Raw genomic sequence first — 14194 nt, 5'->3', positions numbered from 1 at the left:
AGCGAGCTGAACAGGCTGGGCTCAGCGGTCATCGTCACGGATGGAAGAAGGATGCCGGCACATCGCATCGATTTCGATGGCCATGTACGGAAACAGCGGCAATTGCATCAACAGGTCATGCAGTTCCTGAACGCTGTCGACATCGAACACGCTGTAGTTGGCGTAGTGTCCGGCGATGCGCCACAGGTGACGCCACTTGCCCTGCTCTTGCAGACGCTGGGCCAGGGCCTTCTCGTCAGCCTTGAGTTTGGCGGCGGCTTCGGGATTCATGTCGACCGGCAGGTTCACGGTCATTTTTACGTGGAACAGCATAATGCTCTCCTCAAGCTTGATGAATGGCGGTGGATGTCTTGTCGCGGCGGAAGAACGCCAGGCGCTCTTCATCAAGGCTCAGGCCCAGGCCCGGGGTGTTCGGCACGTGCAGTTCAAAATCGCGGTACACCAGCGGTTCGCTGAGAACGTCTTCGGTCAGCAGCAACGGGCCGAACAGCTCGGTGTCCCACGCCAGTTTGTTCAGGGTGACGAAGGCATGGGCCGAGGCCATGGTGCCCAGGCCACCTTCAAGCATGGTGCCGCCGTACAGGGCGATACCCGCCGCTTCGGCGATGGAGGCGGTGCGCAATACAGCACGTGGGCCACCGTTCTTGGCGATTTTCAGGGCGAACACCGAAGCCGCACCTTCGCGGGCCAGGTTGAACGCATCTTCCACGCACTCAATGGATTCGTCGGCCATGATCGGTGCCGGGCTCATGGCGTTCAGACGGGCCATACCCGCGCGGTTGTTGCGCGAAATGGGTTGCTCGATCAGGTCGATGCCGTTGGTGCCAAGGATTCGGCAGGCCCGCAGCGCCACCGCTTCGTCCCACGCCTGATTGACGTCGACCCGCACGCTGGCACGGTCGCCCAAGGCTTTCTTGATGGCAATCACGTGGGCCAGATCGCGGTTGACCTCCCCGGCACCGATCTTCAGTTTGAAAATGCGGTGGCGGCGCAGGTCGAGCATTTTTTCCGCTTCGGCGATGTCCTTCTCCGTGTCGCCACTGGCCAGGGTCCAGGCCACCGGCAGCGAGTCACGAACACGGCCGCCGAGCAACTCACTGACCGGCAGGCCGAGGCGTTTGCCCAAGGCGTCAAGCAGCGCGGTTTCGATACCGGACTTGGCGAAGGTGTTGCCACGGATGCTGCGCTCCAGGCGCAACATGGCAGCGTTGACGTTGTTGCTGTCCTGGCCGATCAACAACGGCGCGAAGTGCATGTCGATGTTGGTCTTGATGCTGTCCGGGCTTTCGTTGCCATAGGCCAGGCCACCGATGGTGGTGGATTCGCCGATGCCTTCGATGCCGTCGGCGCACCGCACGCGAATGATCACCAGGGTCTGGTTCTGCATGGTGTGCATCGCCAGCTTGTGCGGGCGGATGGTCGGCAGATCGACGATGATCGTCTCGATCGATTCAATGGCAGTTGCAAGCATGTCGATACCCGTCAGGTTCTTAAAGTTCTGGAATCGATTCTGGTACGGCTTTTTTCGTGACGCCAATATAGAATTGGTCTGACTTGATACCTTAAAGGTATGCAATCCATTTGCGTCTGGAGGCTCCATGGAACTGCGGCACCTGCGTTATTTCCAGGTATTGGCTCAAACCCTCAACTTCACCCGGGCCGCCGAACTGCTGCACATCGCCCAACCACCGTTGAGCCGGCAGATTCAGCAACTGGAAGACGAGCTGGGGGTGATGTTGCTGGAGCGCGGACGCCCGCTGAAGCTGACCGATGCCGGGCGGTTTTTCCATGAACACTCCACCGCCCTGCTCGATCAGCTCAACAAGGTCTGCGACAACACACGCCGCATCGGCCAGGGGGAAAAAACCTGGCTGGGCATCGGATTCGCGCCCTCGACACTGTATGGGGTATTACCGGAACTGATTCGACGCTTGCGCAGCGGCGAGCCGCTGGAGCTGGAGTTGGGGCTGTCGGAAATGACCACCCTGCAGCAGGTTCAGGCGCTCAAGGCCGGGCGGATCGATGTAGGTTTCGGCCGCATCCGCATTGATGATCCGGCCATCGTCCAGACCGTATTGACCGAAGACCGTCTGGTCGCCGCCCTGCCCGCCGGTCACCCGCTGCTCGCAGGCCCCATCAGCCTGCGGGAACTGGCGAAGGAACCCTTCGTGTTGTACCCCGGTAATCCGCGACCGAGCTACGCCGACCATGTGATAGCCCTGTTCGAGACCTATGGCGTGAGCATCCACGTGGCGCAATGGACCAACGAACTGCAAACAGCGATTGGGCTGGTCGGGGCGGGAATCGGAGTCACACTGGTGCCGGCATCGGTGCAGTTGCTGCACCGCGACGACATTGGTTTCACCCCGCTGCTGGAAGACAACGCAACGTCACCGATCATTCTGAGTCGACGGGTGGGCGATGTCTCCCCGGGGTTGAACCATTGCTTGCGGATGATTGATGAATTGTTGGCGCCCGCAAACTGAAACATTCAAGACCTGTAGCAAGCGATCAACCGGCAAACGCCCGACGCCCGGCCTTTATCTCGGTACGCAATTCGCCGATGGCCCGCACGCTGTCCAGATTCGCCGTCGATACGCCACTGATCAACAGTTCCACTCGCCCGGTGACAGGTTCATGGATTTCAATGCGCAGCAATCCGAGGCTCTCGGTGCATTCGCACGACAGTGGCTCGAAACCGGACTCAACAATGCTGCAAAGAACTGAAATAGGAACCATGGCCGGTCCTCGGCGATAGGTGATCGGATTGGATCCGTTTCAGATAGATACACATTGCTGATTTTGCGCCAGTAAATTGCCGTCAATTTTGCTATTTCGCTGGCACCTCGGACATTTCAGTGGGAATTACCCCCCCAGATCCAGTTCCAGAACCCTGGCAACTCAACGGGTTGTGAACCGTCGCGCACAGTTCGCGCCAAGGCTGCCCGCAATACTGCGTCCTGATCGTCGTAAAACGGCTTGTCGGCGATTGTCACACCGCTGGCCTGGGCACTGTCGACGAGAATCTGCAGATACTCGCGGGTATGCCGGGCCGTGTAGCGGTTGAGGTCATGGAACGTCACCACCACTGGAATCACCCCGTCGACCACCGGCAGCTCGCCACGGGCAATGCGCTCGCGCACTTCAGACATCGAACGCAGCATGTGCGAACGACGCCGGGGGCTGGCATTGAAGCCCCAGATCTTGCCGTCGTTGGCGCTCAAATCCGTCAGCAGCACGTGCAGACCATGTTGCTGATAAGCCGCGAAGGTGCGCTTGTCGTAGTTCCAGAACGGCGGGCGCAACAACACCGTGGGCACGCCGGTAATGGCGGCGATGTCGGCGCTGCCGTCGGTGAGGGCCTGCTCCAGTTCTGATGGATCGAGAGAGCGATGATTGGTGTGCGAGGGCGTGGCGGTATGGAATCCCAGAACGTGCCCCTGCGCATGCTCGCGGCGCATGATCTCGCGGCCCAGGTCGCTTCCACCGGCTCGTGGGGCGCGGGTCTGCACGAAGAACACCGCCTTGATGTCCGGTTGCAGCGGATTGCGCGCAAGGCTCTCCAGCACGGTCACGGTCGGGTTCCACCAGCTCGAAGCGCTGGGACCGTCATCGAAGGTCAGCAAAAAGCGGATCGGCGGTTGCGCTCGCAGGCGCTGTTCGGTTTGCGGCGTCATTTCAATCGGCGCCGCAATACACCCCAGCAGACCGACAGCCATGGCGCACAGCGCTAAAAATCTGGATAGCTGTTTCATTTTTTGCCTTGAGCCGGCCCGCACCGGGCGGTGGGCCGAAGTTGGATAGGGTACACAGCGTTTGGTTCCAACACTGCCAGGCCCGTTTCGTTGTCTGCATCTAAACTCAAAACACCGCTTTACCAGAGAGTCAGGCCATGTGCGGACGATTGTCGCAATACCGCGGGATCCACGACTTCGTGGCAGTGCTGAGTCTCCCCGATGCGTTGATCAATCATGTCGGCGCCGCCCCCTTGGCACGCTACAACGCCGCACCCACCACACAGCTTGCCCTGCTGCATGAGGAAAATGGGCGCTTGCATGCCGATGCGGTACGTTGGGGCTGGCGACCGTCCTGGTCGACTGATCGCACAACGCCGATCAATGCGCGGGTCGAGAAAGTCGCCCACGGACCGTACTTTCGTTCCATATGGCCCCACCGCGCGATCTGTCCGATCGATAACTGGTTCGAATGGGTCGATGCCGGCGATTCGACAAAGCAACCCTGGCTGATTCGTCGGCGTGACCGGGCCCCCATTTACTGTGCGGCCATTGGCCAGTTCCCCATCGGCGGCGCGCCGCCAAGGGAGCACGACGGCTTCGTGATCATCACCGCCGACAGTGCTGGCGGCCTGCTGGATGTGCATGACCGTCGCCCTGTGGTGTTTTCCTCCGAACTGGCGCGGGAATGGCTGGACCCGGCCACACCCAAGGAGCGAGCCGAGGAAATGGCGCTGATGCAAGGTGAGGTCAGTGACGTATTTGAGTGGTACAAGGTCGACAGGGCCGTCGGCAATGTCAGGAACCAAAGCGCTGCTCTAATCAATGAAGTTCCATGAACTTATCAATAACGACAGTAAGGCAATCATTAATAACAACTCTATAAACAAGCAACGGCTCTATAACGTGAAAAAAAGCGTTTCCTTGAAGTAACAATAAGGTTTGGTACATACGTACCGCTTGTCAGACTCTGCAGTCAAAATAGATACATTCCCACCTACTGCGGCTAGCATTCGCGCCGAATTTCCAGCAATAGCATTAGCTGACCAAAGAGTCAGCAACTAAGGAAATCCCATACACCAAGCCTTGCAGAGATCCAAATTGCGCGACGACTATACAAACGATCAAGTCGTGGGTCTGGCGTGCGTTCATCTTACAAAGACGGAGCACTACCAACTCGACTGCTTTATCAAGCAATACATACACACCCGTAACCTTCGATCTGTTCCCGATATCCATCAAACCCTGAGTTCAACTCTCGAACATTATCCCGGCAAACCGCCGGTAATGGTCAACGAGCTGAACGCCTGGATCGACAGGACATTAGGACATCGCGCCGCCCACCCCGATTTTCCAGAGATCCTGGAACAAGGGTGATCACGACAAAGCCCCGCTCATGGCGGGGCTTTGTCGTATAGGCCGATCAAAACTTGCGGTCTGGCTCTGACAGTTCCGTTCCATCGTCAGGATGCTTCCAGTCCGGTACCGAGCGCTTCTGTTGCTCAATCTCTTTTTCCGTGGGTTCGTCCACGTCTTCTTCCGGGTCAGGACGTTTGGGTTCATTGGCCATGTTCACCTCTCTTCCTGAAGGGATCGGTTATCAATTGCAAGCGTAGAACACTTTTACGCAGCCGACTCAGAGCCACCAGCGCAGAAAAAAGAAGAATGCCATGCTCAACAGCATGCTCAGCAACGTGTTGCGGGTGTACAGCACCAGGCCGATGGCCACCAGCGAACTGATCAGGTACGGATTGTCCCACTGCAAATTCAGCTGTTTTTCCGGCATGAACACAATCGGCCCGCAGATCGCGGTCAGCATCCCCGGCACTGCAAACCCGAGAAACTGTCGGGCATTGCTGCTCAGGCGAACCGGCAATCTCGGTTCGAGAAACACATAGCGGTTGAGGAACACCAACAGGCCCATTCCGATAATCACTGCCCAGACCATCATGTGCGTCCACCGTAGAATTTGTTGCAGACAAACCCGGCGGTCATCCCCGCCAACCCCGACAGCACCAGGGCCGAACCCCACTGCCAGTAACTGAACAACACTGAGCAAAACAGCGAAACCGCCACGCACACTACGGTCGGCACATTGCGCACCACCGGGGTGATCAGGGCGATAAACGTCGCGGCGATGGAGAAATCCAGCCCCAGATGCTCCAGGCCCGGGATGCTGCTGCCCAACACAATCCCGGCCAGGGTGAAGACGTTCCAGGCGATGTAAAACGTCAGGCCGACACCCAGGGCGTACCAGCGGTTGAACTGCTGCTTGTCGTGCTGGCTGGTCAGGGCGAACAGCTCATCCGTAAGCAAGAATCCCAACCCCACTCGCCAGCGCCCCGGCAACGGTGAGATCACCGAGCGCAGGCTCATGCCGTAAAGCAAGTGCTGTGACGTCAGCAGCAACGTGGTCAGCAAAATCGAAAAAATCCCGGCACCGCCCTTGAGCATGCCGATGGCAACCAGTTGCGCGGCACCGGCAAACACGATGCTCGACAGGCCCTGACCTTGCAGGGGCGTGAGATTGGCCTCGATGGCCATGGAGCCCGCCAGCAAGCCCCAGGGCGCGGTGGCCAGGGACAGCGGCATGATGGCTGCGGCGCCGCGCAGAAAGGCACTACGGGGCATGAGTGAGTTGGACATGACGTTCTACAGACAGGGAGAGACCCGAAACTGTGCCAGCCCTCGCGCCCGTTGGCTTGAACAATCTTGCTCACTGTCACGAACCCCTGCCATTCATCGGCTGCCCGCTTGCTTCGCCACAATAGTAGCAACATGATGGCGCTGCACTTTCATCGAGGCAGCCCCTTTATGAGTTCAGTCGAAACCGACAGCGATGTTTACAAAACCCTGCTTGAGTCGACCAACGCCATTCCCTGGCGCATCGACTGGAAAACCATGACGTTCAGTTACATCGGCCCACAGATCGAGCAATTGCTCGGCTGGAAACAGCACAGTTGGGGATCGGTCAACGACTGGGTCGAACGTATGCATCCGGATGATCGTGCCTACGTTGTGGATTTCTGCGTCTCGCAATCGCGCGCCGGTGTCGATCACGAGGCTGACTATCGAGCGCTGACCGACAGCGGCGAGTACGTGTGGATTCGCGATGTGGTGCACGTGGTGCGCAAGGACGGCGAGGTCGAGGCACTAGTCGGATTCATGTTCGACATCAGCGAGCGCAAGAAAACCGAAGAACACCTGGTTCGCCTGCAAAAGCAGCTCGAAGAATATTCATTCCAGGACGGGCTGACCGGCATCGCCAACCGGCGCATGTTCGACACCGTGCTCGAACGCGAGTGGAACACCGCCCAACGCACCGGTTCGCCACTGTCGGCGCTGGTGCTGGATATCGACTACTTCAAGCAGTACAACGACCATTACGGCCATATCAAGGGTGACGAATGCCTGCGCCGCGTCGCGCAAACCCTGTCCAGGGCGGCCAACCGGCCACGGGACTTCATCGCGCGAATCGGCGGTGAAGAGTTCGTCTGGCTGCTGCCGGAAACCGATGCAGAATCGGCACGACTGGTGGCGCACAAATGCCTGCACCTGATTCGCCAGCAGCAGATCCCCCATGCGTTTTCAAACGTATCGAATCTGTTGAGCATCAGCGTCGGCGTCGGCACCACCACTGTTTCAATGCATGCCACGGCTCTGGAGTTCGTCGAACAGGTCGACCATCTGCTCTACAAGGCCAAGCACAACGGGCGGATGCGCGCCGAGTTCGCTGATTTTCGAGATTGATCAACAGCCAGCCCGAGTACCATGGAGGGAATGATTTACCCGGCCGGGGAGATCGCCATGCTGTACCGAATCGCCGCCGATGGGCTGGTGCTGTTTCATCTTTTGTTCATTGTGTTTGTGCTGTTTGGCGGCTTGTTGGTGCTCAAATGGCGTCACCTGGTGTGGTGGCATCCGCCCACAGCGCTGTGGGGTATGGCGGTGGAGTTTTTCCACCTGCCCTGCCCGCTCACCGATTGGGAAAACCACCTGCGCCATGGGGCCGGGCAAAGCGGCTACGGCGGTGGATTCATCGAGCATTATGTCTGGCCGGTGATTTATCCGGCGGGGCTGACACCGGGTATTCAGCTTGCATTGGGCGCCGTGGTGCTGCTGATCAATGGGCTGGTCTATCTTCGGGTGGTCCGGCGATGGGCGACTTGAAAGATCGCAGCCTGCGGCAGCTCCTACGGGAAACGCCTGTCCTTGCGTAGGAGCTGCCACACGCTACGATCTTTTGATCTTATCCGTTCGAGGATGCGACCCATGCTGTCAATTGAAGACCTGGCGTTGCTTGAGGCCATCCGTGAAACCGGCAGCCTGTCGCGGGCAGCGGCGCATCTGGGCAAGGCGCCGTCGACCGTGTCCTACGCTGCGCGGCAACTGGAAGAACGCTTCGATGCATTGCTCTTCGATCGCCGCCGCTATCGCCTGCAACTGACCCCGGCGGGCGAGTTGCTGGTCAACGAAGCGGCGCGGCTGATGCAGGACGTCTCACGCCTGACTCAACGGGTGCAGCAAGTGGCCAAGGGTTGGGAAAGCCGCTTGTGGATCGTTACCGACGAGTTGCTGGAGTTCGAAACCCTTATCCCGGTGATCCGGCAATTCGATGCGCTGCAATCGGGCGTTGCGCTGCGCATCACCCAGGAAGTGCTCAAGGGTGTCTGGGAAGCCCTGCGCGAAGGCCGCGCCGACCTGATCATCGGCGCTACCAACGAGCCTCCGGCGATCCCGACCTTGCGCTGGATGCAACTGGGCGAACTGCAATGGGTGTTCGCCGTCTCGCCCAGACACCCGTTGGCCAAGGCCAAAGAGCCGATCACCCGGGCCATGGTCGCGCAACACCGGGCGATCGTAGTGGCCGACTCGTCCCGAGTCACCGAGGGCAGCACGTATGGTGTCTCCGGTGGCCAACCTGTACTGGCCGTGCCGACCATGCGTGCAAAAATCCTCGCCCAATGCGACGCGCTGGGTGTGGGCTGGCTACCGAAAAACCGTGTGGGCTCGTTGCTGCAAAACGGCACGCTGATGGAAAAACAAATGGCCGACCCGCGTGAACCGAACATTCTGTACGCCGGCTGGCGCGGTGACCATGACGGTCGCGCTCTGGGCTGGTGGCTGGAGCAACTCAAGCAATCGCACCTGGCCACTCGACTGGTCCAGGGCCTTGACCGGTCGGGTTGAGTAGCCGGTGCTCAGTTAGCGATGACGCTCATGTTGCGGCCGCTGGTCTTGGCCACATAAAGCGCCTTGTCCGCTGCACCGATCAAATCCTTGGGCCCGGCCGAAGAAGCCGCCTCACAGGCACTCACCCCGAGACTGACCGTTACCTGCCCTTCGGGGCTTTCCCCGTGCACAATATTTGCCTCCAGTACCGCGCGGCGGATTTTTTCCGCAACCAGAAAGGCTCCGACGTAGTCGGTGCCGGGCAGTACCACGGCAAATTCCTCGCCACCGTAGCGAGCAGCCAGATCACCGGGACGCTGAATATTGTCGGTGATGATCGCACTGACCTTGCGCAAACATTCGTCACCGGCCAGGTGTCCGTATTGATCGTTGAACGCCTTGAAATGGTCGACGTCGAGCATCAACAATGCAATGCCGGTCTGCTGGCGCTTGGCCCGGCCCAGTTCTGCCTCGATGAAGATATCGAACTGACGCCGATTGGCCAGTCCGGTGAGCGCGTCATTGAGGGCCAGACGTTCGAGATTGCGATTGACCCCAATGAGTTTCTCCTGGGTATCGAGCAGCTCGGCCTGGACTCGGTTCTGCCGCTTCATCAACTTGATCAGTCGATAACCCAACATCCCGAGAACGCCCAGCAACACCACGACAATGCCGGCGCTGAGCAACGTCTGTTTACGCCACCCGCCCAGCGCTTGCTCTTTGTTCAACGCCGCGAAAACAATCAGCGGATAACCCTCGACCCGACGATAGCCCACGACTCGCTCGACATTGTCGAGAATCGATCTGATCGTGGCCGTGCCTGCATCGCCGTTGGGTAACAGGTCGAGAAACAACGGGCTCTTCGCCAGACTGGTGCCGATTTCCGTCTCTTTGAAGGGGCGGCGAATGACAATGGTGGCATTGTCGGCGATCAGGTTGATCACGCCATTACTGCCCATGTCGATGCTATCGTAAAGTTGCAGGAAATGGCTCAGATAGATGGTCGCCAGTGCCACCCCGGCAAAACTGCCGTCCGGATGATTGACCCGCCGCGACACCGGCATGATCCACTCCCCGCTGGAACGGCTTTTGATCGACGGTCCGATGTGCGGCCCTCGACCTGGATTATCGCGGTGGAACAGAAAATACTCGCGGTCGGCATTGTTGAGCCCGTCCTGTTCGACGCCATTGGAATTGGCGATCCAGCGCCCCGTTTCATCGAACACGAACAGGCCGTGGATCTGTCGCAGCTCGCTGCGCTGGGCGCTGAGCAAACGCGGCAGGCGGATTTGATCGACGCCTTCGTGTTCCAGGCGATCGACCAGGGTAAACACCAGTGTATCGGCCTGTTTGATTGAGTCCCTGGCTTGCGACGCCAGGGTCTGCGCAAGGTTGGACATCGCCACTTCCTTGTCATGCAGATGGTACTGGCGCGAACTCCAGGCTTCCCAGATCACGATCAACGTCATCGACAGGCACACGGCGACCATGAGCGTTACCGCCGACCGGACCTTGAGCCGGCTCACGACAGGTAGGCGGTGTTCGACAGGATCGTTGATCAACAGATTTCCCATGCTGTTCCCTGAGTGCAGATGTCGACGCGACAGGTCCGTATCGCTGCGCGGTTCACTATGCCGCCGTTGGCTTCACAGCATCAAGCCAGGCCGGGTGGAATTGCGTCTGCTCGGTGTCGATGCCCAGCTCTTGCATCCTTGTCTTGTGTTGATCCATTTCGTGGAACAACTGGCTGTGATCGCTTGAATTGCCATCGAGCTGATGCATCTGGTTCAACCCCAGATGATAGAACCGTAGCAGCTTCATGGCCGTCGGGTCACCGGCTTGCACGGCGACCTTCACGTGGTGCATGACGTTGGTGATCGCCATCAGCTTGCGCTTGAGCTGCCAACTATAGACGGCCGGGGCCATCCACGGCTGGGTCCAGAACACTTTGCGCATCAGGGCAACCATGACCAGTACGGCGACAAACACACCGCCGACGTTAAAGCGCAGATTGTCGCCACCGGGCTCACCGAACAAGGTCACTGCCGCAGTGGAGAGCACCATGGCCAGCGCCAGGAAAATCAGGGCAATGATGATCGTGCTGCGCCGGGTCTGTTGCCGGTAGGTGTCGGCGTTCATCGGCTGGATTTCGAACATTGCGTCGGGTTTCCTCGGGTCATGGATAAAAAGACGGCGGGCCATTATCGCCTCTGCGAGGGATTTAGCTATGCTGGGGCTCCTTTTCATCTTTTCATCGTCAAACGGGGGACATGGCGAGACCGCGCAGTTCGTGCCATCTTCTTTCATGGATACATATTATTCGGATGTCATTCGCTGGTTCTGCGCGGATGCCATCGTTTTAAGGATCATTGAATGACCCAAAGACAAGTAATCAACGCCTCTGTCAGCCCCAAAGGCAGCCTGGAAACGCTCTCGCAACGGGAAGTCCAGCAACTGAGCGAAGCCGGTTCCGGCAGCACCTACGACATCTTCCGCCAATGCGCCCTGGCCATCCTCAACACCGGCGCCCACGTCGATAACGCCAAGACCATCCTCGAAGCCTACAAAGACTTTGAAATCCGCATTCACCAGCAAGACCGCGGCGTACGCCTGGAACTGCTGAACGCTCCGGCCGACGCCTTCGTCGACGGCGAAATGATCGCCAGCACCCGGGAAATGCTCTTCAGCGCCCTGCGAGACATCGTCTACACCGAAAACGAACTCGACAGCCAGCGCATCGACCTGAGCACCTCCCAGGGCATCAGCGACTACGTCTTCCACCTGCTGCGCAACGCCCGCACCCTGCGCCCCGGCGTCGAGCCAAAAATCGTGGTGTGCTGGGGCGGCCACTCGATCAACACCGAAGAATACAAATACACCAAGAGAGTCGGCCACGAACTGGGCCTGCGCAGTCTCGACATCTGCACTGGTTGTGGCCCCGGCGTGATGAAAGGCCCGATGAAAGGCGCGACCATCGCCCACGCCAAGCAGCGCATCCACGGCGGGCGCTATCTGGGCCTGACCGAACCCGGGATCATCGCTGCCGAAGCGCCAAACCCGATCGTCAACGAACTGGTCATCCTGCCGGACATCGAAAAACGCCTGGAGGCCTTCGTCCGCGTCGGCCACGGCATCATCATCTTCCCTGGCGGCGCCGGGACGGCCGAAGAGTTTCTGTACCTGCTCGGCATCCTGATGCACCCGGACAACGAAGGCCTGCCCTTCCCGGTCATCCTTACCGGGCCCAAACATGCCGCGCCGTACCTGGAACAACTGGACGCGTTCGTCGGCGCCATCCTGGGCGATGCGGCCAAGCAGCACTACCAGATCATCATTGACGATCCCGTCGAAGTCGCCCGCCAGATGACCCAGGGCCTCAAGGCCGTCAAGCAATTCCGCCGCGAGCGTGCCGACGCCTTCCACTTCAACTGGCTGTTGAAAATCGACGAAGGTTTCCAGCGCCCGTTCGACCCGACCCATGAAAACATGGCCAACCTGAAACTGAGCCTCGACCTGCCGGCCCACGAACTGGCGGCCAATCTGCGCCGGGCGTTCTCCGGCATCGTTGCGGGCAACGTCAAGGACAAAGGCATCCGCCTGATCGAAGAACACGGCCCGTACCAGATCCGTGGCGACGCCGCGATCATGCAGCCGCTGGACCAACTGCTCAAAGCCTTCGTCGCCCAGCACCGCATGAAACTGCCGGGTGGCGCGGCGTATGTGCCGTGTTACCGGGTGGTGGCGTAAACCCGCTGCAATGAGCTGACCGTCGCGAACCGCAGTGAAAGCAGCGGTTTGCGACACTCTATGGAAAGAAAAAATGCGCCAACGCAATTCCGCCAGACTGCTGGTGATCAATCCTGAAAAACAGGTTCTGCTGTTTAACTTCCAGCATAAAGGTGATGCCCTCGACGGCCAAAGCCACTGGGCGACACCCGGTGGAGGGCTTGAGCCAGGCGAGTCTTTTGAGACCGCCGCGGTTCGCGAACTGTTTGAAGAGACCGGTCTGTGTGTCGCCAATGTCGGTGAAAGCATTGCCGAGCGCAGCTTTTCAATGATGCTGCCCAGTGGCGAAACGGTCCTGTCCTTTGAGCGTTATTTTGTGGTTCATACCGATGGTGAGTGCCTTTCCCGTGAGGGTTGGACGGCCCATGAAGTTCGGGTGATGGCCGACCACAAATGGTGGTCTGTGGCCGAGTTGCAAGCGACTCGCGAAACGGTGTGGCCTGAGCAGTTGATCGGCATGCTGGAAAGCGCTGGAGCTGCAGGAGCTGTCGAGTGCAACGAGGCTGCGATCTCCGGGATTGTTAAAATCAACGGCAAAAGATCGCAGCCTTCGGCAGCTCCTACGGAGTAAGGCATCCGCGAACCCGGTTGGCCCGAAGGCCGCCTCGGTCACTCCTCCGAACCTTCCGGCACCACCTTGTTCTGCGTCAGGTAACGATCCAGGGTCTCATTCGCAGGTTGGGAATTATCCCCCGCCACCTGCCACAAATGCCGCTCGATTCCCTGCGCCAGCATATGCCCGACCGCCGCCTCGATCGCCGACAGTACGCACAACTGCGCTGGTTCGTTGGTGGTGTAGCCCACCTCCGCCTCGAGCAACTTCTTGAATTCGATGAACTTGAACACCCCTGCACTGCGGGCCACGGAGTAGATGGTCTTGCTGGTCATCACGTTGGCCAGTATCTGCCCGCTGCGCACGTCCACCGCCCGCAGGTTCACTGTCACCTGGTCGACGCGATACTCCCGCGAGATGTCGATGCCCAGATAACGCGCCCCTTCCCCGCCGCTTTTCACATTGGTGTCGTAGGCGATGATTCCGCCTTCGAGCATCATGTTCGCCGCTTGCAGCGGCGGCAATTCACTCTGGATGTTGACCGGGGTGTTGGGCTTCTTCTGCGACGCGCGAATGATCTTGCGCTCGGTCAGCAGGTTCTGCAGGCCTTCGCGCTCCAGCACCACGAACCAGCCGCTGGCCTGCATGGCATCCATCAGCATGCTCGCCGCGCCCTGGGTCACGCTGGTGGAAAACGAGCTGGCTGGCGTCGGTTTGTATTGTCCGGTCTGGTCACGGAAACCGTACACCACCGCCATCAACCGACCCTTGGGTCGTGGCATGTTGATCAAGTCGTAATAGGTCGACGCCCGGGGTGTCAGGGTGGGGGTTTCAGTGTCCTGCTCGGCCCCGACCGGCTCGCGCAGACTGCAACCTTGAAGTGTTGCCAACAGCATCCCTAGCAAAATTATCTTTTTCATGTCCGTTTCTCCCCATCGGCCCGAATCCC

Annotated in this window: 17 protein-coding genes and 1 pseudogene; 8 read left to right on the top strand and 10 right to left on the bottom strand. The window is 59.3% G+C overall.

The features are described 5' to 3' along the window. Positions 1 to 21: 21 nt before the first annotated feature. Positions 22 to 312 (bottom strand): muconolactone Delta-isomerase, encoded by a 291-nt coding sequence (gene catC / locus QMK58_RS11495; RefSeq protein WP_008053771.1) that lies wholly within the window; start codon positions 310 to 312, stop codon positions 22 to 24. 10 nt (positions 313 to 322) lie between these two features. Further along, positions 323 to 1471, bottom strand: coding sequence for a muconate cycloisomerase family protein (locus QMK58_RS11490; protein ID WP_053158142.1), 1149 nt, complete (start codon positions 1469 to 1471; stop codon positions 323 to 325). Between the two features lie 127 nt (positions 1472 to 1598). On the opposite strand from QMK58_RS11490, the gene QMK58_RS11485 reads away from it, so the two are divergent. Then, positions 1599 to 2486 (top strand): LysR family transcriptional regulator, encoded by an 888-nt coding sequence (locus QMK58_RS11485; protein WP_053158139.1) that lies wholly within the window; start codon positions 1599 to 1601, stop codon positions 2484 to 2486. Positions 2487 to 2511: 25 nt separating this feature from the next. On the opposite strand, the gene QMK58_RS11480 is transcribed toward QMK58_RS11485, so the two are convergent. Together QMK58_RS11480 and QMK58_RS11475 are read right to left on the bottom strand one after the other, a co-directional pair. Beyond that, positions 2512 to 2739, bottom strand: coding sequence for a DUF1652 domain-containing protein (locus tag QMK58_RS11480; protein ID WP_053158136.1), 228 nt, complete (start codon positions 2737 to 2739; stop codon positions 2512 to 2514). 116 nt (positions 2740 to 2855) lie between these two features. Continuing rightward, a complete protein-coding gene (locus QMK58_RS11475) occupies positions 2856 to 3755 on the bottom strand; it encodes a polysaccharide deacetylase family protein (protein WP_053158134.1) in 900 nt (299 codons plus the stop codon). 137 nt (positions 3756 to 3892) lie between these two features. Between QMK58_RS11475 and QMK58_RS11470 the strand changes: the two genes are divergently transcribed. Together QMK58_RS11470 and QMK58_RS11465 are read left to right on the top strand one after the other, a co-directional pair. After that, complete coding sequence (locus tag QMK58_RS11470; protein ID WP_053158131.1) at positions 3893 to 4573, top strand: SOS response-associated peptidase family protein; 681 nt, start codon at positions 3893 to 3895, stop codon at positions 4571 to 4573. A 262-nt stretch (positions 4574 to 4835) separates the two neighbouring features. Continuing rightward, complete coding sequence (locus QMK58_RS11465) at positions 4836 to 5111, top strand: hypothetical protein (protein WP_082344449.1); 276 nt, start codon at positions 4836 to 4838, stop codon at positions 5109 to 5111. Positions 5112 to 5157: 46 nt separating this feature from the next. Here the strand turns inward: QMK58_RS11465 and QMK58_RS11460 are convergent, their stop codons facing one another. The 3 genes from QMK58_RS11460 to QMK58_RS11450 form a co-directional block, all read right to left on the bottom strand. Beyond that, positions 5158 to 5304, bottom strand: a complete 147-nt coding sequence (locus QMK58_RS11460) for a hypothetical protein (protein ID WP_172681818.1) — start codon at positions 5302 to 5304, stop codon at positions 5158 to 5160. 66 nt (positions 5305 to 5370) lie between these two features. After that, complete coding sequence (locus QMK58_RS11455; protein WP_156322326.1) at positions 5371 to 5682, bottom strand: AzlD domain-containing protein; 312 nt, start codon at positions 5680 to 5682, stop codon at positions 5371 to 5373. Then, positions 5682 to 6380 (bottom strand): AzlC family ABC transporter permease, encoded by a 699-nt coding sequence (locus tag QMK58_RS11450; RefSeq protein WP_053158122.1) that lies wholly within the window; start codon positions 6378 to 6380, stop codon positions 5682 to 5684. Before QMK58_RS11450 ends, QMK58_RS11455 begins: the two co-directional genes overlap by 1 nt. A gap of 168 nt (positions 6381 to 6548) precedes the next feature. On the opposite strand from QMK58_RS11450, the gene QMK58_RS11445 reads away from it, so the two are divergent. The 3 genes from QMK58_RS11445 to QMK58_RS11435 all read left to right on the top strand — a co-directional run bounded on the left by QMK58_RS11445 (position 6549) and on the right by QMK58_RS11435 (position 8924). After that, on the top strand, positions 6549 to 7484 hold the full coding sequence (locus tag QMK58_RS11445; protein WP_053158119.1) for a sensor domain-containing diguanylate cyclase: 936 nt from the start codon (positions 6549 to 6551) through the stop codon (positions 7482 to 7484). Between the two features lie 57 nt (positions 7485 to 7541). Further along, positions 7542 to 7904, top strand: a complete 363-nt coding sequence (locus QMK58_RS11440) for a DUF2784 domain-containing protein (protein WP_053158226.1) — start codon at positions 7542 to 7544, stop codon at positions 7902 to 7904. A gap of 102 nt (positions 7905 to 8006) precedes the next feature. Then, a complete protein-coding gene (locus QMK58_RS11435) occupies positions 8007 to 8924 on the top strand; it encodes a LysR family transcriptional regulator (RefSeq protein ID WP_320396310.1) in 918 nt (305 codons plus the stop codon). Positions 8925 to 8935: 11 nt separating this feature from the next. On the opposite strand, the gene QMK58_RS11430 is transcribed toward QMK58_RS11435, so the two are convergent. Together QMK58_RS11430 and QMK58_RS11425 are read right to left on the bottom strand one after the other, a co-directional pair. Continuing rightward, positions 8936 to 10480, bottom strand: a complete 1545-nt coding sequence (locus QMK58_RS11430) for a sensor domain-containing diguanylate cyclase (protein ID WP_053158113.1) — start codon at positions 10478 to 10480, stop codon at positions 8936 to 8938. 55 nt (positions 10481 to 10535) lie between these two features. After that, positions 10536 to 11063, bottom strand: coding sequence for a DUF3087 domain-containing protein (locus tag QMK58_RS11425; RefSeq protein WP_053158110.1), 528 nt, complete (start codon positions 11061 to 11063; stop codon positions 10536 to 10538). Between the two features lie 216 nt (positions 11064 to 11279). Here QMK58_RS11425 and ppnN point away from each other — a divergent pair, with 216 nt between their 5' ends. After that, the gene (gene ppnN, locus QMK58_RS11420; protein WP_053158108.1) at positions 11280 to 12653 is read left to right on the top strand and encodes a nucleotide 5'-monophosphate nucleosidase PpnN; all 1374 of its coding nucleotides are present in this window, start codon (positions 11280 to 11282) and stop codon (positions 12651 to 12653) included. 73 nt (positions 12654 to 12726) lie between these two features. Continuing rightward, positions 12727 to 13167, top strand: a pseudogene (locus tag QMK58_RS11415) (NUDIX hydrolase); the annotation flags it as partial. A gap of 134 nt (positions 13168 to 13301) precedes the next feature. Here the strand turns inward: QMK58_RS11415 and QMK58_RS11410 are convergent. Further along, entirely contained in the window at positions 13302 to 14165 is an 864-nt protein-coding gene (locus QMK58_RS11410) for a CsgG/HfaB family protein (protein ID WP_053158105.1), read from the bottom strand. Positions 14166 to 14194 lie beyond the last annotated feature (29 nt).

It is taken from the genome of Pseudomonas sp. P8_241, assembly GCF_034008315.1.
GTDB lineage: Bacteria > Pseudomonadota > Gammaproteobacteria > Pseudomonadales > Pseudomonadaceae > Aquipseudomonas.
This window is presented reverse-complemented; position numbering and strand designations above follow the sequence as displayed.

Excerpts from the sequence above, each read along its gene's own strand:
- catC (WP_008053771.1), bottom strand. The coding sequence starts at position 312 with ATGCTGTTCCACGTAAAAATGACCGTGAACCTGCCGGTCGACATGAAT.
- QMK58_RS11490 (WP_053158142.1), bottom strand. The coding sequence starts at position 1,471 with ATGCTTGCAACTGCCATTGAATCGATCGAGACGATCATCGTCGATCTG.
- QMK58_RS11485 (WP_053158139.1), top strand. The coding sequence starts at position 1,599 with ATGGAACTGCGGCACCTGCGTTATTTCCAGGTATTGGCTCAAACCCTC.
- QMK58_RS11480 (WP_053158136.1), bottom strand. The coding sequence starts at position 2,739 with ATGGTTCCTATTTCAGTTCTTTGCAGCATTGTTGAGTCCGGTTTCGAG.
- QMK58_RS11475 (WP_053158134.1), bottom strand. The coding sequence starts at position 3,755 with ATGAAACAGCTATCCAGATTTTTAGCGCTGTGCGCCATGGCTGTCGGT.
- QMK58_RS11470 (WP_053158131.1), top strand. The coding sequence starts at position 3,893 with ATGTGCGGACGATTGTCGCAATACCGCGGGATCCACGACTTCGTGGCA.
- QMK58_RS11460 (WP_172681818.1), bottom strand. The coding sequence starts at position 5,304 with ATGGCCAATGAACCCAAACGTCCTGACCCGGAAGAAGACGTGGACGAA.
- QMK58_RS11455 (WP_156322326.1), bottom strand. The coding sequence starts at position 5,682 with ATGGTCTGGGCAGTGATTATCGGAATGGGCCTGTTGGTGTTCCTCAAC.
- QMK58_RS11450 (WP_053158122.1), bottom strand. The coding sequence starts at position 6,380 with ATGTCCAACTCACTCATGCCCCGTAGTGCCTTTCTGCGCGGCGCCGCA.
- QMK58_RS11445 (WP_053158119.1), top strand. The coding sequence starts at position 6,549 with ATGAGTTCAGTCGAAACCGACAGCGATGTTTACAAAACCCTGCTTGAG.
- QMK58_RS11440 (WP_053158226.1), top strand. The coding sequence starts at position 7,542 with ATGCTGTACCGAATCGCCGCCGATGGGCTGGTGCTGTTTCATCTTTTG.
- QMK58_RS11435 (WP_320396310.1), top strand. The coding sequence starts at position 8,007 with ATGCTGTCAATTGAAGACCTGGCGTTGCTTGAGGCCATCCGTGAAACC.
- QMK58_RS11430 (WP_053158113.1), bottom strand. The coding sequence starts at position 10,480 with ATGGGAAATCTGTTGATCAACGATCCTGTCGAACACCGCCTACCTGTC.
- QMK58_RS11425 (WP_053158110.1), bottom strand. The coding sequence starts at position 11,063 with ATGTTCGAAATCCAGCCGATGAACGCCGACACCTACCGGCAACAGACC.
- ppnN (WP_053158108.1), top strand. The coding sequence starts at position 11,280 with ATGACCCAAAGACAAGTAATCAACGCCTCTGTCAGCCCCAAAGGCAGC.
- QMK58_RS11410 (WP_053158105.1), bottom strand. The coding sequence starts at position 14,165 with ATGAAAAAGATAATTTTGCTAGGGATGCTGTTGGCAACACTTCAAGGT.